This window comes from Microbacterium sp. KNMS, from assembly GCF_053851835.1.
Genome location: NZ_JBSQBP010000024.1, coordinates 43689 through 65487 on the forward strand (window position 1 = coordinate 43689; position 21799 = coordinate 65487).

A 21799-nucleotide genomic window follows, 5' to 3' on the forward strand; every position below is an offset into this window, starting at 1 on the left:
GAATCGCCCCGGACATCCGTCCGGGGCGATTCCCTTTCGCGCAGACCCGCGTCAGACGAGCGAGCCCTTCCACGCGGCATGGAGCTGCGCGAAGCGGCCCGTGCCGGCGATGAGGGCGTCGGGGGTGTCGTCCTCGACGATGCGGCCCTGCTCCATGACGAGCACGCGATCGGCGATCGCGACGGTCGACAGCCGGTGCGCGATGATGATCGCCGTCCGGTCGGCGAGCAGCGTCTGCAGCGCGTCCTGGATCATCCGCTCCGACGGGATGTCGAGAGACGCCGTCGCCTCGTCGAGGATGAGCACGGCCGGGTCGGCGAGGAAGGCGCGCGCGAACGAGATGAGCTGGCGCTGCCCGGCCGACACGCGCCCGCCGCGCTTGTTGACGTCGGTGTCGTAGCCGTCGGGGAGCGTCTCGATGAACGCGTCGGCGCCCACGGCCCGCGCCGCCTCCTTGATCTCGTCGAGCGTCGCGTCGGGCCGCCCGAGCGCGATGTTGTCGGCGACCGTGCCGCTGAAGAGGTACGCCTCCTGCGTCACCATGACGATCGCGCGGCGCAGGTCGCGTCCGTCGAGCTCGCGCAGGTCGATCCCGTCGAGCGTCACGCTGCCCGCGGTCGGGTCGTAGAAGCGCGACAGCAGCTTCGCGAGGGTCGACTTGCCGGCGCCGGTCGTCCCGACGAGGGCGACGGTCTGCCCGGCGGGGATGTCGAGGTCGAACGAGGGCAGGATGGTCCGCCCGCTCGCGTAGCCGAACGTCACGCGGTCGAAGCGGAGGTGGCCCCGCGCCTCCTCGAGTCGGACCGGACGCACCGGGTCGGGAACCGTCAGCTCCTCCTCCAGCACGCCCGAGACCTTCTCGAGCGCCGCGGATGCCGCCTGGAACGAGTTCAGGAACATCGCGACCTCCTGCAGCGGGCTGAAGAAGTTGCGCACGTAGAGCACCGCGCTCAGCAGCAGGCCCGCGGTGAACTCGCCTGTCGTCACGCGCACCCCGCCCCACAGGACGACCGCGCCGATGGCGCACGCCGAGATCGCCATGAGCCCGGGCTCGAACGTGCCGAACAGGCGGATCGAGCGCATGTTGACCTCGCGGTACTCCTTCGCGAGGCCGCCGAACTCCACCTCGTTGCGCGGCTCGGTGCGGAAGGCCTTGCCGGCCCGGATGCCGGTCATCGTCTCGACGAACTTGACGATGAGCTTCGCGCTGACGACCCGCGAGACGCGGTACGCGCGCTGCGAGTTCACGTAGAACCAGCGCATGAGCAGCGCGAGCGGGACGAATGCCGCGACGAGCACGAGCGACGACCGCCAGTCGACGAGCGCGAGGGCGATGAACGTGAACGCCCCGTAGAGGACGCCGTGCACGAGCTGGTTGAGCCCGCCGTTCAGCAGCTCGCGGATCGTGTCGAGGTCGCTCGTCTGCCGGGAGATGATGCGGCCCGACGTGTAGGTCTCGTGGAACTCGAGGCTCAGGCGCTGGGTGTGCCGGAAGACCCGCGTGCGCAGGTCGAGCAGCACGTTCTGGGTCACCCGGGCGGCGAGCATGTCGTACCAGGCGAGCAGCGCCGCCCCGCCGAGCGCCGTGACGATGTAGGCCGTGCCGACGAACCACGCCGGGCCCCAGTCGGCGCGGTCCAGCACGGCGGGCAGCGCGCTGTCGATGCCGAGGCCGATGAGCGCCGGGCCGAGCACGCGCACTCCCGTCTGCGCGACGACGACCGACGCGACGAGCACGACCTGCCACTTCAGCGGCGCGAGCAGCGACAGGAGGAGCCGCCACGAGCGCCGACGGATCGCGCGGTTCTCCTCGCGCGTGAACTCGGAGCGGTCCTCTCCCGCTGTGCCGTGGACCGTGCTGCTCATCGGAGCGCCCCCTCGTCGTTCTGGTCGTGCTCGCCCGCGGCGCCCCCGACGATCGGGATGGCGCCGGTGACGACGTCGAATCCGTGCTCGGGATCCATGCGCCGCGCGCTGTCCTCCGAGTCCTCCTTCTCGAAGCTCGAGATGACGCTGCGGTAGTGCGCGGACGTCGCCATGAGCTCGGTGTGGGCGCCGACCGCCGTGATGCGCCCGCCCTCGAGCAGGGCGACGCGGTCGGCGAGCGCGACCGTCGACGGACGGTGCGCGACGATGAGCGCCGTCGTGCCCTGGAGCACACGGCGCAGGCCCACCTGCACGCGCTCCTCCGTGTCGACGTCGAGCGCCGACAGGGGGTCGTCCATGACGATGACGGTCGGGCGCGCGGCGACGGCGCGCGCGAGCGCGAGGCGCTGCCGCTGGCCGCCCGACAGGCTCATGCCCTCCTCGCCGATCATCGTCTCTGCCCCCTCTGGCAGGTGCGCCACGAACTCCGCCTGCGCGACGTCGAGCGCCTCCTGGAGGACGCGGTCGGCCTCGGGCGAGTGGATGTCGAGGTCGTCGCGCCCGAGGAGGACGTTCTCGCGCACCGATGCCGAGAAGAGCGTCGCGTCTTCGAACGCGGTCGCGATGTGCGTGCGCAGCTCGACGAGCGAGAGGTCGCGCACATCGACGCCGTCGAGCGTGACCCGGCCGCCGGTGACGTCGTAGAGCCGCGTCGGCAGCGTTGTGAGCGTCGTCTTCCCCGAGCCGGTGAGCCCGACGAGCGCCATGGTCTCCCCCGGCCGCAGCGCGAGGTCGATGCCGTTCAGCAGGTCGGGCTCGTCGGCCCCCGCGTCCTGGTAGCGGAAGTGCGCGTCCTCGAACACGAGGGCGCCCTGGGGGTCGGCGAGAGTCGTCGGCGCATCGGGATCGGCGATCGTGTCGACCGCGTCGAACACCTCGAACACGCGATCCGCCGCGGTGCGCGCGTCGAGGAGGAACGAGAAGAGGAAGCCGATCGACTCGAGCGGCCAGCGCAGCACGGTCGCCATCGCGAAGTACGCGAACAGCTGCGAGACCGAGATCTGATCCGTCGAGGCCAGCCAGATGCCGAGCACGAGCGAGATCGCGAAGGCGAGCTCGGGCGCCGCGACGAGCCAGAAGTCGATGCGCGCGATCGCCCCGGCCTTGCGCATCTCGGTCTCGCGGAGGTTCTCCGCCTGGCGCGTGAAGCGGCGCAGGGCGTGCGGACCGCGGCCGAAGGCCTTGAGCACGCGGATGCCGTGCACGCTCTCCTCAACACTCGTGGCGAGGTCGCCCTGCTGGTCCTGGCTCTGCCGGCTGAGCACGCCGTAGGTCTGCTCGAACCGGAACCCCTGGTACCACACCGGCACACCCGACGCGATGAACACGACCGCGAGCGCCCAGTGCCACTGGAACAGCAGCACGGCGCCGATGAGGATGGTGAGGACGTTCACGACGAGCATGACGAGGCCGAACGCCATCCAGCGTCGGATGAGGCCGATGTCCTGCATCATGCGGCTCAGGAGCTGGCCGCCCTGCCAGCGGTCGTGGAACTCGACGGGGAGACGCTGGAGGCGGTTGTAGAAGCGCGTGCGGATGTCGTACTCGACGCTCGTGGCCGGGCCGAGGATGAACCACCGACGCAGCCACACCATCGCGGCCTCGGCGAGGCCGAGCGCGAGCACGGCGGCGGCGCCCCAGACGATCGCGGAGACGACGCCGGAGGCGATCGGGCCGCCGACGACCCACTCGAGCACGATCGGGATGAGCAGGGCCAGCACCGCCGCGGTGAGCGCGCTGAGCCCGCCGAGCACGAGGCGCGGGAGAACCGGCTTCGCGAACGGGAGGAGACGGAGGAGGGAGCGGAGGGTCGACGGATTCTGGGGAGATGTGGTGGGGCGAGACATGATCCTCGAGGGGCCCGCGGGAGAGCGGGCCGGGAGATGGCTTTCCGACCACCCGAGCGGGGGTCAGCCTTTCAGCCTATCCACACCTCGGCCTTCAGGAAAGGGATTTCGCGTCTTCCCCGCCAAATCGATCGGAACCGATCGCGACGGGGCGCGCGGTGTTGCTCCATGCACTCCAGGACCCCGCGAAGAGGCGCGGCGCGAAGCCCGCGACCGTGAGCGCGACGAAGGCGTGCGAGGCCGTGACCCCCGAGCCGCAGTACACGCCGACGGGCTGATCAGGCCGCGCGCCGACGGCCTCGAACCGCGCGCGCAGTGCGTCGGGAGGCAGGAGACGCCCGCTCTCGCCGACCGTGTCGCCCGCGAACAGGTTCCGCGCGCCCGGCACGTGCCCCGCGCGCGGATCGATCGGCTCGACCTCGCCCCGGTAGCGCTCGGGCGCGCGCACGTCGATGAGCACGCCATCGCGCGCGAGCACGGCGGCCGCATCGATCGAGAGCTGCGGCAGCCGCCCCGCCGTGAGCGTGATCGAGCCGGGAGCGGGCACGACGTCGCCGCGCTCGAGCGCGTGACCCGACGCGACCCACCCGCGCAGGGCGCCGTCGAGGATCCGCACGTCCTGCACGCCCGCGTCGGTCAGCAGCCACCACGCACGCGCAGCGGACAGCGACTTGAGATCGTCGTACACGACGACCGTGTCGCCGTCGTCCAGCCCCCAGCGTCGGGCGGCCCGCTCGAGTGCGGGGGTGTCGGGCAGAGGGTGGCGTCCGTCCGACGCCGCCCCGTTCCCCGACAGCTCGCTCTCGAGATCGACGTAGACCGCGCCGGGGATGTGCCCCTCGAGGTACTCGGGGCGACCGTCCGGCCGGTCGAGGCGCCAGCGCACATCGAGGATGCGGACGCGCTCGTCGCGCGCGGTCAGCTCGGCCAGCTCGTCGGGGGTGATGAGGATCTCGGAGCCCATGACCGCCACGCTACGCGGCGCCCCCGACGCCCGTCACGGCACGGGTAACGCTTCGACATCGGCTGCGGGTGCGCCCGCAGCCGCGCCCGCGCGCTCGCGCGCGAGGAGTGACCGCTTGACGTCGACGCCCCACGCGAAGCCGCCCAGGGAGCCGTCGCCGCGGAGCACCCGGTGACACGGGACGAACAGCGCGGGGGCGTTGCGCGCGCAGATCGACGCGGCGGCCCGCACGGCGCGCGGCGAGCCGAGCGCCGCGGCGAAGCCCGTGTACGTGAGCGGCTCCCCGGGCGCGATGTCGCGCAGCGCCGCCCAGCCCGCCTGCTGGAGCACGGTGCCCTGCTGCCGCACGGCCACCGCGCGGATGGCCGCGAGGTCGCCCTCGTAGTACGCGGCGACGGCGTCGCCTGCCGCGGTGGGCTCCTCGCGCAGCTCGGCGGGACGCAGGCGCGGGTGGATGCGCGCGAGCACGAGCGAGGCGTCCGCCGTCCAGCCCGAGCCGAGCACGGCGCCGTCGGCGTCGGCGATCAGGGTGAACGGGCCGTCGGGCGTCGCGACGGTCTGGAGGCGAGCGGTCATGACGGGGTCTCCTTGCGGGATCGGGCGGGCTGCGTGGCGAGGGCCGCGCGCCACAGGTGCATCGAGAGGTAGGAGCGCCAGGGCGCGACGCGCGCCGCCCACGCGACGAGCTCGCGCGGTGCGGCGGGCAGTCCCGCGGCGGCCGCACCCGCGCGGAGCGCGACGTCGCCGGGCAGGATGATGTCGGAGTCGGCGAGCACGCGCATCCGCACGTAGTCGGCCGTCCACTCCCCCACGCCCCGCAGCGCGAGGAGGCGCTCCCGCTGGGCGTGGGCGTCATCGCCCGCGCTGAGGGCGAGGTCGCCCGACGCGAGCGCGGCAGCCGCCTCGGTGATCGCGCGGATGCGGGCCGCGGGGCCGCGGAGCACGTCGGCTCCGCGCTCCGCGATCGTCGCCATCCGCGGGAAGAGACGCCGCCGCTCCCCCGCGATCTCGACGTCCTCGCCGAGCGCCTCGACGAGACGCGTGAGATGGGTGCGCGCGGCCGACACGGAGATCTGCTGGCCGATCATCGCGCGGATGAGCATCTCGTGCGGGTCGGCGGCGCCGGGCAGGCGGATGCCCGGGGTCGCCGCCACGAGCCCCGCGAGCTCGGGGTGCGCGCCGAGCGCCGCGTCGATCGCGAGCGGGTCCGCGTCGAGGTCGAACAGACGCCGCACGCGCGCGACGAGCGTCGCGAGGTCCGCGAGGCTCTGCAGCTGCGCGTCGAGCCGCAGACGACCGTCGAGGCGCAGCCGGAACCATCCGGCCCCGGCGGGCAGGCGCACGGTGCGCGCGAACGACGCCCCGTCGCCGGCCTCGACGCCGGGGAGCGCGCGCACGGACATCCAGGCGAACAGCCCGGCGTGGTCGAAGGGCTCGCGGACCGGCAGGGCGAGCGAGATGCCGGCCGAGGCCGTGCGACCGCGCCGCGTCGCGCGCAGCTCGGTCGGCGTCAGCCCGAACACCTCGCGCACGGTCTCGTTGAACTGGCGCACGCTCGCGAACCCCGCGGAGAAGGCGACGTCGGCGGCCGGCAGATCGGTGCCGACGAGCAGCAGCCGCGCGGTGTGGGCGCGCTGGGCGCGTGCGAGCGCGAGCGGGCCGGCGCCCAGCTCGTCGGCGAGCAGCCGCGACAGGTGGCGCGACGAGTACCCGAGCCGCCCCGCGAGGCCCGTGACGCCCTCGCGCTCGACGACCCCGTCGGCGATGAGGCGCATCGCGCGGGCGACGACGTCGCCCCGCAGATTCCAGTCCGGCGATCCGGGCGCCGCCTCCGGGAGGCAGCGCTTGCACGCGCGGTAGCCGGCCTCGTGCGCGGCGGCGCTCGTCGCGAAGAAGGTGACGTTCGCCGGCTTCGGCGTCCGCGCGGGGCAGCTCGGCCGGCAGTAGATCCCGGTCGAGCGGACGGCGGTGACGAACTGGCCGTCGAAGCGGGTGTCGCGCGACGAGATCGCGCGGTACCGCTCGTCGAAGGTCATGCTCGTCGTCATGGCTACAGCCTGTCACGCTCCGAGGGCGCGGGCTGGCGGTTTTCGGACACGGCGGTGGGGACGGCGAGAACGGCGCGAGCCGACCTCGGGATGGTGCCGAGGTCGGCTCGCTAGGGCCGGAAGCCGCGTGTCAGTGGAAGAAGTGACGCTCGCCGGTGAAGAACATCGTCACGCCGTTGGCGCGGGCGAGCTCGATCGTCTCGTCGTCGCGCACCGAGCCTCCGGGCTGGATGATCGCGCGCACACCGGCGTTGATGAGCACCTCGGGTCCGTCCGAGAACGGGAAGAACGCGTCCGACGCGGCGATCGATCCCGCCGCGCGCCCGCCCGCGCGCTCGACGGCGAGCTTGCACGAGTCCACCCGGTTGACCTGGCCCATGCCCACGCCGACCGTCGCGGCGTCCTTGGCGAGCACGATCGCGTTCGACTTCACGGCGCGGCACGTCTTCCACGCGAAGATGAAGTCGCTCATCTCCTCGTCGGACGGGCGCTCGCCCGACACGAGCTGCCAGCTCTGCGCGACGGACTGGATGTCGTCGGGGAACCGGTCGGAGTCCTGCAGGAGCAGGCCACCCGAGACGAGGCGCACGTCCATCGTCTCCTGGCGCCAGTCGGCGGGCAGCTTGAGGAGGCGCAGGTTCTTCTTCGTCTTGAACACCTCGAGCGCGGCGGGCTCGAAGTCGGGGGCGACGATGACCTCCGTGAAGATGTCGCGGAGGTTCTCGGCCATCTTGAGCGTGACCGGTCGGTTCGCGGCGATGACGCCGCCGAACGCCGAGAGCGGGTCGCACTCGTGCGCGCGCAGGTGGGCGCTCGCGATCGGGTCGAGCGCGTTCGGCGCCGACAGCGCGATGCCGCACGGGTTCGCGTGCTTGATGATCGCGACCGCGGGGTTCACGTAGTCGTACGCGGCGCGGAGGGCGGCATCGGCGTCGACGTAGTTGTTGTACGACATCTCCTTGCCCTGGAGCTGCGTCGCCTGCGCGATCCCGTGGCCGTCCACGCGCGAGTAGATGGCGGCGCGCTGGTGGGAGTTCTCGCCGTAGCGCAGGTCGCCGAGCTTCTCGGCCTTGATCGTGAGGTGCTCCGGCAGGTCGGCGCCCTCGCCGAGCGTGCCCTCGGCGAACCATGCCGCCACGGCGGCGTCGTAGCCGGCGGTGTGCGCGAAGGCGCGCGCCGCGAGCTCCCGGCGCTGTCCGAGCGTCGTGCCGCCCGCGGCGACCGCGTCGATGATCGCCGGGTACGACTCCGGCGAGACGACGATCGCGACGTTCGCGAAGTTCTTCGCCGACGCGCGGACCATCGCGGGCCCTCCGATGTCGATCTGCTCGACGACGTCGTCGCCCGCGGCGCCCGAGCGGACGGTCTCCACGAACGGGTAGAGGTTCACCACGACGAGCTCGAACGGCGAGATGCCGAGATCGCCGAGCTGCTGCTCGTGGTGCTCGAGGCGGAGGTCGGCGAGGAGGCCCGCGTGCACGCCCGGGTGCAGCGTCTTCACGCGTCCGTCGAGCGACTCGGGGAAGCCCGTCACGCTCGCGACGTCGGTCACGTCGAAGCCCGCGTCGCGGATGGTCGACGCGGTCGAGCCCGTCGAGACGATCTCGACGCCCGCGGCCGCGAGCGCCTCGGCGAGCTTCAGGAGATCGGTCTTGTCGCTGACCGACACGAGCGCGCGCCGGATCGGGACGACATCGCGGTCGCGGTAGAGCGAGTGGTCGTGGCGGGGGCCGGCCATGAGGACTCCTTGTCGGGGTTCGGGGTTCGGGTCAGCGCGAGGGGTTCTCGAGATCGATCTCGCCCGCGGCGATCCCGCGGACGACGTCGATGAGCAGGCGGCGCTCGACGGGCTTGATGCGCTCGTGCAGCGCGGCCTCGTCGTCGCCCGGGAGCACGGGCACGCGCTCCTGCGCGAGGATCGGCCCGCTGTCCACGCCGTTGTCGACGATGATGACGCTCGCCCCGGTCTCCTCGACGCCCGCGGCGAGCGCGTCGCGCACGCCGTGCGCGCCCGGGAACTCGGGGAGGAAGGCGGGGTGCGTGTTGATCATGCGCGGCGCGAACTCGTCGACGAGCGCGGAGGGCAGCAGGCGCATGAGGCCGCTCAGCACGATGAGATCCGCGCCGATGCGGCGCAGCTCCTCGGCCAGCGCGGCGCCCCAGGCCTCGCGCGACGGATGGTCGCGATACGGGACCGTGAAGGTCGGGATGCCGAACTCCTCGGCGTGGGCGAGGCCCGCCGCGTCGCGGTCGGCGCCGACGGCGACGATCCGAGCGGGGAATCCGGGTTCGCTCGCGGCTTCGAGGAGGGCGCGGAGATTCGAACCGGTGCCAGAGATGAGGACGGCGACCGAGAGCACGCGGCCAGTCTACCGGCGCGCGAGTTCGTCCCCGTCGGCGAGCGCGGCCGCCCCGTCCGCTGTCGCGGCGGCATGCCCGTGCGGGCGGGGCGAGAGGAGCAGGATGGCCGCGCCGACGAGCACCTCGAGGCCCACCGCGAGGGCGACGGGACCGGGATCGGGGCCGACGGTCGCGAGCCGACCCGGGCCGATGGATCCCGATGAGAGGGCCGCGATGCCGGCCGCCCCGGCTCCCGCGATGACGGCGATCGCGATCGCGAGCACGACGCGAGGCGACACGGGCTCGTGCGGTGAGGGATGGTCGTCGTCCTCGGGGCGTTCGATCTCCCACTCCGCCGCGAGCGCCGAGCGCACGTGCCACCCGGCCAGCGCGCCCGCCGCGACGGGCAGGAGCGCGACGAGCAGCAGCCATCCCGAGCCCTGCTCAGGGAGGAGGCCGAGCATCGGGATGCCGGGCACGACGCCGAGCTGCGTGCCGGCCGGCGAGACCGTGGTCGCCGCGCCGACCGCGAAGCCCGGCCCCGCGATCCAGGACACCCCCCAGCCGATGAGCGTCGGCAGGTACGCGACCTGCGCGAGCGCGACGGCGGTCGCGCCGAGCGCGTCGACCTGCGCCTGCTCGAAGAGGGCGACGACGGCGTCCGCGCGGACGAGCACGGCGACGACGACCGCGAGCGCGGCCGCGCCGACGACGGCAGCGAGGGCGACGGCGCCGCCGCGCACCGCGAGCGTGGGGACCTCGCGCCACTTCGACGACCATCCGTCGACCCGCTCGTGCACGAGGTCCGCGAGGCCGCCGTCGCCCTCGCTCCAGCCCTCGGCCCACGCGCCGGCGACCGCCCCGACCGCGTAGACGGCGGTCGGCAGGAGCACAGCCTGCCAGGCCTCGACGCGTGCGAGCTCGCTCCCCGAGGTCGCGAGGACGACCACCGCGATGATCGCGGTCATCGCGATGCCCGCGAGGACGCCCACCGCTCCGGCGCCCGAGCGGACCGCGCGCCGGCCGGATCGGGCCGCGAAGAACGCCGCGAAGACCGCGAACGCGAGCGGAGCGAGGGTCAGCGTGAAGGAGGACGCCTCGTCGGGCAGGCCGAGCGCGACGACGGCGTCCTCGTCGAATCCGAGCGACAGCGGGACGAGGTTGCCGAGCTGCCAGATCCGCGCCGTCGTCGGCCACAGGCCGGCCCAGTCGGCCGTCAGGCCGAACGTGAACGTCCACAGGAGCGTCAGCGGCGCGAGGACGACGGCGAGGCCGACCAGCGCCGCCACGAGCGCGTCGAACGCGGCGAGCAGGGCGATGAGGATCCGATGCATGGCGTCACGACCCTACCCGCGGGCCCCGGGAGATCCCCGGACCCGCGCCGGGGCCGCCCTACGCCGCGATCGGCTCGAGGACGAAGACCGCGATCCGGCGCTCCGTGCGCTCCTGGTACTCGGCGTACGGCGGGTACGCCGCGACGGCGCGCTCCCACCACTGGGCGTACTCGTCGCTGTCGACGTCGAGCTCGCGCGCGAGGTAGTCGCGCTTCACGGCGCCGTCCTGCAGCTCGACGTGCGGGTGCGCGGCGATGTTGAAGTACCACGCGGGCGGCTTCGGCGCCCCGCCCTTCGAGGCGACGAGCGCGTAGACGCCCTTGTGCTCGACGCGCATGAGGGCCGTCTTGTGCAGCTTCCCGCTGCGGGCGCCGACGTTCGTCACGACGACGATCGGCCAGGACGTGCCCGGCAGGACGGAGGCCTCGGCGCCGTTCGACGCCTCGTAGGCCTCGGCCTGCTGACGTGCCCATTCGGATGTGCTCGGTGCGTACTCTCCCTGAAGCGGCATGCTCCGAGCCTACGATCCCGTCGGGCCATCGGCTCCGGCCATCCGCATGCACATCCGTCCCCTCCCCTTGACACCCCGCGATCGTCCTGCCGATAGTGAGGCGTACACGGCTGGCGCTGGCATCGACGCGAGGGAGCAGGGATGTCCGGATGGGCTCGGAGGAGCAGGCGATGAAGAAGCTGATCGGCGACACCGCGGCGGTCGTCACAGATGCCCTGGTCGGCATGGAGGCGGCCCTGCCGCAGCTCCGCGTGGACCACGAGAACCGGGTCGTCCTCCGCGCGACGCCCAAGGACGCGGGCAAGGTGGCGCTCGTCTCGGGTGGCGGATCAGGACATGAGCCGCTGCACGGCGGCTACGTCGGCTACGGGATGCTCGACGCGGCGTGCGCGGGCGAGGTGTTCACCTCCCCCACCCCCGACCAGGTGCTGGCGGCCACGAGCGCGGTCGATCGCGGCGCGGGCGTGCTGCACATCGTGAAGAACTACACCGGCGACGTCATGAACTTCGAGATGGCGGCCGAGCTCGCGGAGGCGGAGGTCGCGTCGGTCCTCGTGCACGATGACGTCGCGGTGGAGGACTCGCTCTACACCGCCGGGCGCCGTGGGGTCGGCCTCACGGTGCTCCTCGAGAAGATCGTGGGCGCTGCCGCCGAGGAGGGCGCGCCGCTCGACGAGGTCGTGCGGATCGCGGAGGCGGTGTCGGCGCAGGGACGCTCGATGGGCATGGCGCTCACGAGCTGCACGGTGCCCGCGGCGGGCAAGCCCACGTTCGACCTGCCCGACGACGAGATGGAGATCGGCATCGGCATCCACGGCGAGCCCGGGCGACGCCGCGTGAAGGTCGCGCCCGCACCGGAGATCGCCGAGATGCTCGTCGACCCGATCCTCCACGACTTCGACGCGGCGGGCGGGCCGGTGATCGCGATGCTGAACGGCATGGGCGGCTCCCCGCTTCTCGAGCTCTACCTCATGTACGGCGAGGTCGCGAAGCTGCTCGAGAAGGCGGGCGTGCGCGTCGCACGCACCCTCGTGGGCGACTACATCACGTCGCTCGACATGGCGGGATGCTCGCTCACGCTCCTGCGCGCCGACGACGAGATGCTGCGTCTGTGGGACGCGCCCGTCGAGACGCCCGGCCTGCGCTGGGGGCGGTGATCGGATGGCGTTCGACATCGCAGCGCTCGGACGCTGGGTCGCGCTCTTCCGCGATCGCGTCTCGGACGAGCAGGAGCGGCTGACGGCGCTCGACTCCGCGATCGGCGACGCCGACCACGGTGCGAACATGGCGCGCGGCACCGCGGCGGCCGTCGCGAAGCTCGAGTCGGCCACGCCCACGACCGTCGGCGAGTTCGGGAAGGCGGTGGGGATGGCGCTCGTCTCGACCGTGGGCGGTGCGAGCGGCCCGCTGTACGGCACCTTCTTCCTGCGCTTCGGCGCGAGCGGCGGCGACGGCGCCGAGCTCGATGGCCCCGCGCTCGCCGCCGCGCTGCGCGCGGGCCTCGAGGGCGTCGTGTCACGGGGCAAGGCGGAGCCGGGCGACAAGACGATGATCGACGCGATGACCCCGGCGGTCGACGCGTTCGAGGCCGACGCGTCCGACCTCGTCTCCGCCGCACGCTCGGCCGCGCAAGCCGCGCGAGCGGGAAGCGACGCGACCGAGCCGCTCGTCGCGCGCAAGGGACGCGCGAGCTATCTCGGCGAACGCAGCGCGGGGCACCTCGACCCCGGTTCGGTCTCGACCGCGCTCCTGTTCGAGGCGCTCGCCGCGGCGGCGGAGGAGGTCTCGGCATGATCGGCTTCGTCGTGGTCTCGCACAGCGTCGCCCTCGCGGAGGCGGCTGTCGCGCTCGCGAGCGAGATGGCCGGCCCTGTGGCGCCCCGGATCGCCGTCGCGGCCGGAACGGCGGAGGGCGGGATGGGCACGGATGCCGCGCTCATCGCGCGGGCGATCGAGTCGGTCGCCTCGCCCGACGGCACCCTCGTCTTCACGGACCTCGGATCGGCCATCCTCAGCGCCGAGCTCGCCTTCGATCTCGCGGGCGCCGCCGAGGGGCCGGTGCGACTCGCTGCGGCTCCGCTCGTGGAGGGCCTCGTCGCCGCGGTGGCGCGAGCCGGCGCGGGCGGCGACCTCGTCGAGGTCGAGCGCGAGGCGCGCCGCGCCCTCGACGCCAAGCTGCGGCACCTCGGTGTGGAGGGCGAGTCCGTCCCCGCTGAGGAGAAGCCCACGGGGCGCTCGGAGTCGTTCCTGCTGACGAACGAGATCGGGCTCCATGCGCGGCCGGCGGCCGCGCTCGCGGGCGCCCTGCGCGGCCTCGACGCGGTCGTCCGGATCGGCACCGCCACGAAGCCCGCCGTCGACGGGCGCAGCCTCGTCGGACTCATGGCGCTCGGCGCCCGCAAGGGCGACACGATCGACGTGACCGCCGACGGGCCCGACGCGGAGCGCGCGATCTCGGCCATCCGCGACCTCGTCGCGTCGGGCTTCGGCGAGTAGGCGCGCCGTGGCCTCCGAGCGCGTCACCCTCACGATCCCCGGACCGGATGGCGACCGCGAGGTGAGCCTGTCGAGCCCGGGGCGCGTCGTGTGGCCCGAGGCCGGGGTGACCAAGCGCGACCTCGCGGAGTACCTCATCGCGGTGTCGGGCCCGTTCCTCGCCCACAGCGGCCATCGGCCCGTGTCGCTCGAGCGCTTCCCCGGGTCCGTCGACGGCGAGAGCTTCTTCTCGAAGAACCCGCCCAAGGGCGCACCCGCCTACGTCGAGTCGGTGCCCGTGACGTACAACAGCGGCAGGCGCCATCCCCAGCTCGTCCTCACCGAGCCGGCGTCGGCCGTGTGGGCCGCGCAGATGAACACCGTCGTGTTCCACCCGTGGGCGTCTCTCGCGAGCGACCCCGACCATCCCGTCGAGCTGCGGATCGACCTCGACCCGCAGCCCGGCACCGACTTCGCCGACGTCGTCTTCGCGGCGCACGCGATGCACGAGGTGCTCGACGAAGCCGGCCTCACGTCGTGGATCAAGACGAGCGGCAGCCGCGGGATCCACCTCTTCTGCCCCATCGAGCCTCGCTGGGAGTTCCTCGAGGTGCGCCACGCGGTGATCGCCGCGGGGCGCGAGCTCGAGCGGCGCCATCCGTCGCGCGTGACGATGAGCTGGTGGAAGGAGGAGCGCGGGGAGCGCGTCTTCATCGACTTCAACCAGGCCAACCGCGACCGCACGATGGCGGGCGCCTACAGCCCGCGGGCGCTCCCGCAGGCGACCGTGTCGACGCCGCTCTCCTGGGACGAGCTCGACGAGGTCGATCCGCTCGCGCTCACCGTGCGCACCGTGCCCCGGCGCCTCGAGGAGGTCGGCGACCCGTGGGCCGCGTTCGGCGATGCGCCCGCCCGCATCGACACGCTCCTCGAGTGGTGGGAGCGCGACCTCGCCGACGGCCTCGGCGAGCTGCCGTTCCCGCCCGACTTCCCGAAGATGCCCGGCGAGCCGCCGCGCGTGCAGCCCTCGAAGAAGGTCGCCGAGCACTGGGACGCGCAGGGCAACCGCGTCGACGACTGAATGCAGCGAGCCGCCCCCGGGATGATCCCGGGGGCGGCTCGCGTTTCGACTCGCTGCGTTTCGACTCGCGGAGACCCGTGCTGAGCGAGGGAGCGCAGCGACCGAGCCGAAGCATCGCTCAACGACCGGGAGCGGCTCGCTGCGCTCGCTGAGTCTTAGAGGGACTCGATGATCTCGCGCATGAGGGCGGCCGTCTCGCTCGGGGTCTTCCCGACCTTGACGCCGGCGGCCTCGAGGGCCTCCTTCTTCGCCTGCGCGGTGCCGGCCGAGCCGGACACGATCGCGCCCGCGTGGCCCATCGTCTTGCCCTCGGGGGCGGTGAAGCCCGCGACGTAGCCGACGACCGGCTTCGTGACGTTCGCCTTGATGAACTCGGCCGCGCGCTCCTCGGCGTCGCCGCCGATCTCGCCGATCATGACGATCGCCTTCGTCTCGGGGTCGGCCTCGAACGCCTCGAGGGCGTCGATGTGCGTCGTGCCGATGACGGGGTCGCCGCCGATGCCGATGGCCGTCGAGAAGCCGAGGTCGCGCAGCTCGAACATCATCTGGTAGGTCAGCGTGCCCGACTTCGAGACGAGGCCGATCGGGCCCTTGCCCGTGATGTTCGCGGGCGTGATGCCGACGAGCGACTCGCCCGGCGTGATGATGCCGGGGCAGTTCGGGCCGATGATGCGGGTCTTGTTGCCCTTCTCGATCGCGTACGCCCACGCCTCCGCGGTGTCGCCGACGGGCACGCCCTCGGTGATCACGACGAGGAGGGGGATCTCGGCGTCGATGGCCTCGACCATGGCGTCCTTCGTGAACGCGGGCGGCACGAACGCGATCGACACGTCGGCGCCGGTCTTCTCGATCGCCTCGGCGACCGATCCGAAGACGGGGAGCTCGACCTCGCCCTCGCCGGGCTTCTCGTGCGTGACGGTGGTGCCTGCCTTGCGGGCGTTCACGCCGCCGACGATGTTCGTGCCGGCCTTGAGCATGAGGGCGGTGTGCTTGGTGCCCTCGCCGCCCGTGATGCCCTGGACGATGACCTTGGAGTCCTTGTTGAGGTAGATCGACATGTCTCTAGTCCCTTTCCCGGCTCAGGCGTTCGCCAGCTCGGCGGCCTTGTCGGCGCCCTCGTCCATGCCGGCCGCGAGCGTGACCAGCGGGTGGTTGGCCCCCTGCAGGATCGCGCGGCCCTCTTCGACCTGGTTGCCGTCGAGGCGCACCACGAGCGGCTTGGTGGCGTGGTCCCCGAGGATCTCGAGGGCCTTCACGATGCCCTCCGCCACGGCGACGCACGACGTGATGCCGCCGAAGACGTTGACGAAGACGCTCTTGACCTGCTCGTCGCCGAGGATGACGTCGAGGCCGTTGGCCATGACCTGCGCGTTCGCGCCGCCGCCGATGTCGAGGAAGTTGGCGGGCTTCACGCCGCCGTGCTTCTCGCCCGCGTACGCGACGACGTCGAGCGTCGACATGACGAGGCCCGCGCCGTTGCCGATGATGCCGACCTGGCCGTCGAGCTTGACGTAGTTGAGGCCGTTCGCCTTGGCCTTCGCCTCGAGCGGGTCGGCCGCCTCCTTGTCCTCGAGCTCCTCGTGCTCGGGGTGGCGCACCTCGCTCGCGTTGTCGTCGAGCGAGACCTTGCCGTCGAGGGCGACGATGTCGCCGGCGCCGGTGAGCACGAGCGGGTTCACCTCGACGAGCGTCGCACCCTCGGTCTTGTAGACCTCGTAGAGCTTGACGAACACGTCGGCGACCTTCTCGACGAGCTCCTCGTCCCAGCCGCCCGCGCGGGCGATCTCGCCGGCCTTCTCCTTGTCGATGCCGCGCAGCGGGTTCACCTCGACGCGCGCGAGCGCCTCCGGCTTCTCGACGGCGAGCTGCTCGATCTCCATGCCGCCCTCGACGCTCGCGAGCGACAGGTAGGAGCGGTTGGCGCGGTCGAGGAGGACCGAGAAGTAGAATTCGCGCGCGATGTCGGCGCCCTGCGCGACCATCACGCGCTTGACGATGTGGCCCTTGATGTCGAGGCCGAGGATGGCCTTCGCGGCCTCGTACGCCTCGTCCGGGGTCTTCGCGACCTTGACGCCGCCGGCCTTCCCGCGCCCGCCGGTCTTGACCTGGGCCTTGACCACCACGACGCCGCCGATCTTCTCGGCTGCCGCCTTCACCTCCTCGGGGGTGTCCGCGACGATGCCGGCGAGCACCGGCACCTCGTACTTCTCAAAAAGGTCTCGAGCCTGGTACTCGTACAGATCCACGTTGCATTCCTTCGATGGGGCCACGGGACAAGACGCGTGGAAACGTCTCGACGTCGAGAGATCTCGACCGATGCTCAAGCCTACTACCGCGCGGTGACCGCTCCCTGCGGGCCTCCCGGTGAGCGGCGCGAGCGGGCATGAAGAAGGCGGCCCCGGATCATCCGGAGCCGCCTGCACGCGGAGGTAGGGCGGTGCTACCTCGCCTTGGTGTGCATGGGCAGGGCCATGGCGAGGCACACGAGCAGGATGCCCGCCGCGAACACCAGGGCCTGGAACGCCGGCACCATGAAGGCGACGCCGAACAGCGCCAGCCCGCCGAGGAAGAGAACCAAAGCGACGATGAACATCTCTGCTCCTTTTTGAAGACTTCCTCCAGCTTAGATGATCCCGGGCGGGGCCCCTGCCTAGCCTGTCGCCATGGCAACGGAGCTCCTCCCCGGCGAGAAGGTGTCGACGTACGACGTCGCGAAGGTTCTGGACATCGACTACTACGCGGTGTTCTCGGATGTCTCGGGCGAAGACCGCGAGGTCTGGTCCCGCGCGCGCGAGATCGGGCAGCGCCTCGCTCCCCGCATGCGCGAGGCGTGGGAGCGCGCGGAGTATCCGCTCGAGGTCCTGCCTGAGCTGGGAGCCGCCGGCCTCTACGCGGACGGCATCGATCATCCGGCCATCCCCCGCCTGTCGCCGCTGGCCGCGGGGCTGGTCAACATGGAGATGTCTCGGCACGACGGCTCGCTCGGAACGATCCTCGCCGTCCAGGGCGGGCTCGCCCTCCGCACGCTCGCGCTGTTCGGCAGCGAGGCGCAGCAGGAGCGCTGGCTCGGGCTGCTGCAGACGGGCGAGGTGCTCGGCTCCTTCGCGCTGACGGAGCCCGATCACGGATCGGATTCGACGTCGCTCGAGACCGTCGCGCGTCGAGACGGCGACGGGTGGGTGCTGCGCGGCGCCAAGAAGTGGATCGGCAACGGCGCATCGGGCGGCATCACATTCGTCTGGGCGCGCGTGGATGACGAAGGCGACCCCGACCATGGCGCGGTCCGGTGCTTCCTCGTGGAGCAGGATGCGCCGGGCTATGCCGCCGACGTCATCGCGGGCAAGGTCGCGCTGCGCGCCATCCATCAGGCCCACATCCGCCTCGACGACGTGCGGGTGCCGGCCGACGCCGTGCTCCCGGGCGCGCACTCGTTCAAGGACGCGACGACGGTGCTCTTCGCGACCCGCTCGGGGGTCGCCTGGTCGGCGCTCGGGCACGCGACGGCCTGCTTCGAGGCCGCCCTCTCGTACGCGACGCAGCGCGAGCAGTTCGGCCGCCCGCTCGCGCGCTTCCAGATGGTGCAGGAGCGCCTGACGCAGATGCTCGCCCAGCTCACCTCGATGCAGCTGTTCCTGCGCCGCCTCGCCGACCTCGAGGCGGCTGGCGGGATGCGCGCGACGCAGGCGTCGCTCGCGAAGTACCACTGCACGCGGACGGCGCGCGATGTCGCCCGGACGGCTCGCGACATGCTCGGCGGGAACGGCATCCTCCTCGAGAACGTCGTCATGCAGCATCTCGCCGACGTCGAGGCGATCCACACCTACGAGGGCACCGAGAGCGTCCAGGCGCTGCTGCTCGGCCGCGACCTCACCGGGATGAGCGCGTTCGTCTGACCTCGGCGGCCCGGCCGTCGCGGGCCCCTGGCAGGATGGGCCTATGACGACTCGGCGCGCGACGGTGGTGGGCAGCGGACCGAACGGGCTCTCCGCCGCGGTGGCGCTCGCGCGGGCCGGCTTCGACGTCACCGTGATCGAGGCGCACTCCGGGATCGGCGGCGGAACCCGCACGGCCGAGCTCACGCTCCCGGGGTTCCGTCACGACGTGTGCTCTGCCGTGCATCCGGCCGCGTTCACCTCGCCCTTCTTCGACGCGTTCGGCATGCGCGAGAAGGTCGGGTGGCTCGTCCCCGACGCGTCGTACGCGCATCCGCTCGACGGCGGCCGCGCCGCGATCGCCTGGCGCGACATCGCGCGGACCGCCGACGGACTCGGGGTCGACCGCAGGGCGTGGAATGCGATGCTCCGCCCGCTCGCGCGCCACATCGACGCGGTCGCCGACGTGACCGGCAATCAGATGCTGCGGGTGCCGCGCCATCCGGTGACCTTCGTGCGCTTCGGGCTCAGGGCACTCGAGCTCGGCTCACCGCTCGGCCGGCACTCGTTCCGCAGCGAGGAGGCGCACGCGCTCCTCACGGGCGTGATCGCGCACGCGAACACCGCTCTGCCCTCGGTCGCCGCGTCGGCCGCAGGGCTGCTGCTCGCCTCCCAGGCGCATGCCGGGGGCTGGGGATTCCCCGTCGGCGGCGCCCAGGCCATCCCCGACGCTCTCGCGGAGGATCTGCGCGCGCACGGCGGCCGGATCGAGACGGGTCACCGGGTCGACGATCTGTCCGCGCTCGACTGGGGCGACCCGGCGCGCGGCGACGTCCTCGTCCTCGACACCTCGCCGCGTCTCGCGCTCACGCATCCCGACGCGCACGGCTCCTGGGCCGCGGCCATCCGCCGATTCCGGTACGGGCCGGGGGCCTCGAAGGTCGACTTCGCGCTCGACGGGCCCGTGCCGTGGGCGCACCCCGATGTGCACCTCTCCCCCACCGTGCACATCGGCGGAACCCGCGCCGAGATCGAGGCGGGCGAGAACGCCGTCGCCCGCGGGCGCGTGCCCGAGCGGCCGTTCGTGCTCGCCGCCCAGCCGTCCATCCTGGACCCCACGCGCGCTCCGAAGGGCAAGAGCGTGCTGTGGACGTACATCCACGTGCCGCCGGGGTCGAGCGTCGACGCGACCGAGACGGTGACGCGGCAGATCGAGCGCTTCGCACCCGGCTTCCGCGACCGCATCCTCGCGTCGCGCGCCACGACCGCCACCGAGTTCGCCGTGTACAACCCGTCGGCCGTGGGCGGCGACTTCGCCGGCGGCGCCGTGACGTTCCGGCAGCTGATCGGCCGCCCCGTCCTCTCCACCTCGCCGTGGCGCACCCCGATGAAGGGCGTCTACCTCGCTTCGGCGTCGACCCCGCCCGGCCCGGGCGTGCACGGCATGGCCGGCTGGTTCGCCGCGCGTCTCGCGATCGCCGATGCGACGGGTGAGCGCGTCGAGCTCGAGGACCTGTTCTAGGCCGTGTTGCTGAATGTGGGTGTGGAGCCTTTGGGTGATTCTTGAGTCGTGTCGCGAGATGTCATCACGGACGAGGTCTGGGAGCTGATCCGGGACGTGTTCCCGCCGGCGAGGACACGGGGCCGTCCTCCGGTGGATCGGCGCACAGTGGTCGAGGCGACCGCGTGGCGGTTCCGCACGGGATCGGCGTGGCGAGACCTGCCCGATCGGTTCGGGAGCTGGAACACGGCCGATGCTGCGCACCGAGGAGTACGACATGCCGGGAATCGGCGTCCACACCTCGGACTCGCTGGAGGGACTCGCGAGGGAGGCCGGGCTGCCGGCGCAGGCCTTCACGGCGACGGTGGAAGCGTTCAACGCCTCGATCGACAGATCGATGCCGCTCGATCCGACGGTGCGGGACGGCCGGAGGGCCGAGGTGCAGCCGCCCAAATCGAACTGGGCCTCTCCGCTGGAGAAGCCGCCGTTCTGCGCCTACCCGGTGACATGTGGGATCACCTTCACCTTCGGTGGCCTGCGCGGCGACATCGACGGGCGCGTACTCCGCGCGGACGGGTCGCCGATCCCGGGCCTGTTCGCCTGTGGCGAGATGCTCGGCGGGCTGTTCAGCGGCAACTACCCCGGCGGCTCCGGACTGGCGGCCGGAGCCGTCTTCGGCCGCCGCGCCGGCCGCGCCGCGTGAACCCTCCGGCGTCGCCGGCGGGCGGCAGCGCCGCGTGAACGGCGTGTGCCGAGGGGGACGTGTCCCGCCTCGGCACACGCCGGGGGGCGGGTCAGCGGGGGGTGCGCTCGCGTGCTGCCGGAAGGGGCGCGAAGGCCCGGTTGACCGTGCTCTGGTACCAGTACGCCGTCGTGGAGATGTCATCGGACCGCTCGAACAGCCCGTGGTCCCAGGTGCCGATCTGCTGAACCGTGACGCGGAGCCGCTCCTGGAAGTAGATCGGGTCGGGAAGGTGCCAGCGGTACAGGCCGTGCATGGGCATCATCGCGGTCGTGAACTCCGACGCTCGCGTCGTGTCCGTCGCACTGCTGAAGGGGTATCCGAAGTACGGTGCCGAGAACGTGAGCGCACGCGGCTCCGGGTCGGCGCGCAGGGCGTCCTGGAACGCCCATGCGCCGCCGGCGTAGTCCTCCAGCCCCGTGCTGCACAGCGTGGGCAGATCGGTGTCGCCGTCCACGAAGAACTTCACCTCGCCCTCGCCCCACCAGTAGCGCTGCAGCGACGCGAGGGCGACGTAGGTGCCGACGTAGGTGCCGCTGCCTTCGACGCCGTCCAGGATGACGTGATCCTCGCCCGGCGCGGTGGATCCGTTGCTGCGACGCCACTGCGCGTGGAAGTACCCCGGCCACTCGTCGAAGTCGTCGCCGGTCGTGTAGTCGATCTGGAAGAACACGTGGCCGAGGTCCTCGCCGTGCTCGCTGCTCAGCTCGATGCGCGCGCCGGTGCGGAACGGCATCGCGAAGTAGGAGTTCATGCCTCCCGTGGGGGCGACCACGATCGGCTCCGACGTGACGAGGGCGCGCTCGCCGAATCCGTTGCAGAAGAAGTCGCCCAGGGGCACCTCGACGGAGGGGTGCTCTGAGCCGTCCCAGTACGCCCGCAGGACGAGGTCGCGCAGCACGAACGGCCCCGACGGCGTCTTGTCGGTCACCGTGATCCAGATGTGCCGGATCACCCCGGGCCCGTCGATCTGGGCGAGCGTCACGGTGTCGCCGGCAGGCAGGGCGTACCACGCGCTGCCCTTCCGGCCAGGGCCGAGGTGCGAGCTGGCGGTGCCGGCGGAGCCGGGCGCTCCCGTCGGGTTCTCTGCGTTGATGGCGCGACTGCGGCGCGTCCCGTCGTTGCGGAGGGAGTTCCACTGGATCGGCATGAAGCCTCT

General features: G+C 72.4%; 20 protein-coding genes and 1 pseudogene. 8 read left to right on the forward strand and 13 right to left on the reverse strand.

The annotated features are described in order from the left end of the window. Positions 1-51: 51 nt before the first annotated feature. The 9 genes from ACWXWW_RS14280 to ACWXWW_RS14320 all read right to left on the reverse strand — a co-directional run bounded on the left by ACWXWW_RS14280 (position 52) and on the right by ACWXWW_RS14320 (position 10970). Positions 52-1866: an ABC transporter ATP-binding protein gene (locus ACWXWW_RS14280; RefSeq protein WP_271174519.1), complete on the reverse strand. Its 1815-nt coding sequence runs from the start codon at positions 1864-1866 to the stop codon at positions 52-54. Then, positions 1863-3773: an ABC transporter ATP-binding protein gene (locus tag ACWXWW_RS14285; RefSeq protein ID WP_282980292.1), complete on the reverse strand. Its 1911-nt coding sequence runs from the start codon at positions 3771-3773 to the stop codon at positions 1863-1865. Before ACWXWW_RS14285 ends, ACWXWW_RS14280 begins: the two co-directional genes overlap by 4 nt. A gap of 94 nt (positions 3774-3867) precedes the next feature. After that, a complete protein-coding gene (locus tag ACWXWW_RS14290; RefSeq protein ID WP_455970478.1) occupies positions 3868-4737 on the reverse strand; it encodes a sulfurtransferase in 870 nt (289 codons plus the stop codon). A 33-nt stretch (positions 4738-4770) separates the two neighbouring features. Next, on the reverse strand, positions 4771-5313 hold the full coding sequence (locus tag ACWXWW_RS14295; protein WP_455970480.1) for a methylated-DNA--[protein]-cysteine S-methyltransferase: 543 nt from the start codon (positions 5311-5313) through the stop codon (positions 4771-4773). Beyond that, on the reverse strand, positions 5310-6785 hold the full coding sequence (locus ACWXWW_RS14300) for an AlkA N-terminal domain-containing protein (RefSeq protein ID WP_455970482.1): 1476 nt from the start codon (positions 6783-6785) through the stop codon (positions 5310-5312). The genes ACWXWW_RS14295 and ACWXWW_RS14300 overlap by 4 nt, the downstream gene beginning before the upstream one ends. Before the next feature lie 130 nt (positions 6786-6915). Beyond that, positions 6916-8523 carry a bifunctional phosphoribosylaminoimidazolecarboxamide formyltransferase/IMP cyclohydrolase gene (gene purH / locus ACWXWW_RS14305; RefSeq protein WP_271174524.1) on the reverse strand — a complete coding sequence of 536 codons (1608 nt, stop codon included), beginning with the start codon at positions 8521-8523 and terminating at the stop codon, positions 6916-6918. Between the two features lie 31 nt (positions 8524-8554). Continuing rightward, positions 8555-9145 (reverse strand): phosphoribosylglycinamide formyltransferase, encoded by a 591-nt coding sequence (gene purN, locus ACWXWW_RS14310; protein WP_271174525.1) that lies wholly within the window; start codon positions 9143-9145, stop codon positions 8555-8557. Positions 9146-9154: 9 nt separating this feature from the next. Continuing rightward, the gene (locus tag ACWXWW_RS14315; RefSeq protein ID WP_455970484.1) at positions 9155-10459 is read right to left on the reverse strand and encodes a cell division protein PerM; all 1305 of its coding nucleotides are present in this window, start codon (positions 10457-10459) and stop codon (positions 9155-9157) included. 58 nt (positions 10460-10517) lie between these two features. Then, the gene (locus tag ACWXWW_RS14320) at positions 10518-10970 is read right to left on the reverse strand and encodes a nitroreductase family deazaflavin-dependent oxidoreductase (protein ID WP_455970486.1); all 453 of its coding nucleotides are present in this window, start codon (positions 10968-10970) and stop codon (positions 10518-10520) included. A gap of 170 nt (positions 10971-11140) precedes the next feature. On the opposite strand from ACWXWW_RS14320, the gene dhaK reads away from it, so the two are divergent. Genes dhaK through ligD form a run of 4 tightly spaced genes read left to right on the forward strand, consistent with a single transcriptional unit; the run spans position 11141 to position 14525 of the window. After that, on the forward strand, positions 11141-12127 hold the full coding sequence (dhaK, locus tag ACWXWW_RS14325) for a dihydroxyacetone kinase subunit DhaK (RefSeq protein WP_271174528.1): 987 nt from the start codon (positions 11141-11143) through the stop codon (positions 12125-12127). Between the two features lie 4 nt (positions 12128-12131). Next, positions 12132-12764, forward strand: coding sequence for a dihydroxyacetone kinase subunit DhaL (gene dhaL, locus ACWXWW_RS14330; RefSeq protein ID WP_282980301.1), 633 nt, complete (start codon positions 12132-12134; stop codon positions 12762-12764). After that, positions 12761-13465, forward strand: a complete 705-nt coding sequence (gene dhaM, locus ACWXWW_RS14335; RefSeq protein ID WP_421076103.1) for a dihydroxyacetone kinase phosphoryl donor subunit DhaM — start codon at positions 12761-12763, stop codon at positions 13463-13465. Before dhaL ends, dhaM begins: the two co-directional genes overlap by 4 nt. Before the next feature lie 7 nt (positions 13466-13472). Then, positions 13473-14525: a non-homologous end-joining DNA ligase gene (gene ligD, locus ACWXWW_RS14340; protein WP_455970488.1), complete on the forward strand. Its 1053-nt coding sequence runs from the start codon at positions 13473-13475 to the stop codon at positions 14523-14525. 155 nt (positions 14526-14680) lie between these two features. Here the strand turns inward: ligD and sucD are convergent, their stop codons facing one another. The 3 genes from sucD to ACWXWW_RS14355 form a co-directional block, all read right to left on the reverse strand. Next, positions 14681-15583: a succinate--CoA ligase subunit alpha gene (gene sucD / locus ACWXWW_RS14345; protein ID WP_271174532.1), complete on the reverse strand. Its 903-nt coding sequence runs from the start codon at positions 15581-15583 to the stop codon at positions 14681-14683. 21 nt (positions 15584-15604) lie between these two features. Then, positions 15605-16771 (reverse strand): ADP-forming succinate--CoA ligase subunit beta, encoded by a 1167-nt coding sequence (gene sucC, locus ACWXWW_RS14350; RefSeq protein ID WP_455970490.1) that lies wholly within the window; start codon positions 16769-16771, stop codon positions 15605-15607. Positions 16772-16965: 194 nt separating this feature from the next. After that, positions 16966-17118, reverse strand: coding sequence for a hypothetical protein (locus ACWXWW_RS14355; protein WP_271174534.1), 153 nt, complete (start codon positions 17116-17118; stop codon positions 16966-16968). Between the two features lie 70 nt (positions 17119-17188). Between ACWXWW_RS14355 and ACWXWW_RS14360 the strand changes: the two genes are divergently transcribed. From ACWXWW_RS14360 to ACWXWW_RS14375, 4 genes and pseudogenes are all read left to right on the forward strand, one after another. Continuing rightward, positions 17189-18418 carry an acyl-CoA dehydrogenase family protein gene (locus ACWXWW_RS14360; protein ID WP_455970492.1) on the forward strand — a complete coding sequence of 410 codons (1230 nt, stop codon included), beginning with the start codon at positions 17189-17191 and terminating at the stop codon, positions 18416-18418. A 43-nt stretch (positions 18419-18461) separates the two neighbouring features. Next, positions 18462-19919, forward strand: a complete 1458-nt coding sequence (locus ACWXWW_RS14365; RefSeq protein ID WP_455970494.1) for a phytoene desaturase family protein — start codon at positions 18462-18464, stop codon at positions 19917-19919. A gap of 96 nt (positions 19920-20015) precedes the next feature. Continuing rightward, a pseudogene (locus tag ACWXWW_RS14370) lies at positions 20016-20123 on the forward strand (transposase); the annotation flags it as partial. A 28-nt stretch (positions 20124-20151) separates the two neighbouring features. After that, positions 20152-20601 (forward strand): FAD-binding protein, encoded by a 450-nt coding sequence (locus tag ACWXWW_RS14375; protein ID WP_455970496.1) that lies wholly within the window; start codon positions 20152-20154, stop codon positions 20599-20601. Between the two features lie 91 nt (positions 20602-20692). Here the strand turns inward: ACWXWW_RS14375 and ACWXWW_RS14380 are convergent, their stop codons facing one another. After that, complete coding sequence (locus ACWXWW_RS14380; protein ID WP_455970498.1) at positions 20693-21790, reverse strand: glycoside hydrolase family 172 protein; 1098 nt, start codon at positions 21788-21790, stop codon at positions 20693-20695. Positions 21791-21799 lie beyond the last annotated feature (9 nt).

Bases quoted from the DNA above. Each gene is read 5' to 3' on its own strand.
- ACWXWW_RS14280 (WP_271174519.1), bottom strand. From the start codon at position 1,866: ATGAGCAGCACGGTCCACGGCACAGCGGGAGAGGACCGCTCCGAGTTC.
- ACWXWW_RS14285 (WP_282980292.1), bottom strand. From the start codon at position 3,773: ATGTCTCGCCCCACCACATCTCCCCAGAATCCGTCGACCCTCCGCTCC.
- ACWXWW_RS14290 (WP_455970478.1), bottom strand. From the start codon at position 4,737: ATGGGCTCCGAGATCCTCATCACCCCCGACGAGCTGGCCGAGCTGACC.
- ACWXWW_RS14295 (WP_455970480.1), bottom strand. From the start codon at position 5,313: ATGACCGCTCGCCTCCAGACCGTCGCGACGCCCGACGGCCCGTTCACC.
- ACWXWW_RS14300 (WP_455970482.1), bottom strand. From the start codon at position 6,785: ATGACGACGAGCATGACCTTCGACGAGCGGTACCGCGCGATCTCGTCG.
- purH (WP_271174524.1), bottom strand. From the start codon at position 8,523: ATGGCCGGCCCCCGCCACGACCACTCGCTCTACCGCGACCGCGATGTC.
- ACWXWW_RS14315 (WP_455970484.1), bottom strand. From the start codon at position 10,459: ATGCATCGGATCCTCATCGCCCTGCTCGCCGCGTTCGACGCGCTCGTG.
- ACWXWW_RS14320 (WP_455970486.1), bottom strand. From the start codon at position 10,970: ATGCCGCTTCAGGGAGAGTACGCACCGAGCACATCCGAATGGGCACGT.
- dhaK (WP_271174528.1), top strand. From the start codon at position 11,141: ATGAAGAAGCTGATCGGCGACACCGCGGCGGTCGTCACAGATGCCCTG.
- dhaL (WP_282980301.1), top strand. From the start codon at position 12,132: ATGGCGTTCGACATCGCAGCGCTCGGACGCTGGGTCGCGCTCTTCCGC.
- dhaM (WP_421076103.1), top strand. From the start codon at position 12,761: ATGATCGGCTTCGTCGTGGTCTCGCACAGCGTCGCCCTCGCGGAGGCG.
- sucD (WP_271174532.1), bottom strand. From the start codon at position 15,583: ATGTCGATCTACCTCAACAAGGACTCCAAGGTCATCGTCCAGGGCATC.
- ACWXWW_RS14355 (WP_271174534.1), bottom strand. From the start codon at position 17,118: ATGTTCATCGTCGCTTTGGTTCTCTTCCTCGGCGGGCTGGCGCTGTTC.
- ACWXWW_RS14360 (WP_455970492.1), top strand. From the start codon at position 17,189: ATGGCAACGGAGCTCCTCCCCGGCGAGAAGGTGTCGACGTACGACGTC.
- ACWXWW_RS14365 (WP_455970494.1), top strand. From the start codon at position 18,462: ATGACGACTCGGCGCGCGACGGTGGTGGGCAGCGGACCGAACGGGCTC.
- ACWXWW_RS14375 (WP_455970496.1), top strand. From the start codon at position 20,152: ATGCTGCGCACCGAGGAGTACGACATGCCGGGAATCGGCGTCCACACC.
- ACWXWW_RS14380 (WP_455970498.1), bottom strand. From the start codon at position 21,790: ATGCCGATCCAGTGGAACTCCCTCCGCAACGACGGGACGCGCCGCAGT.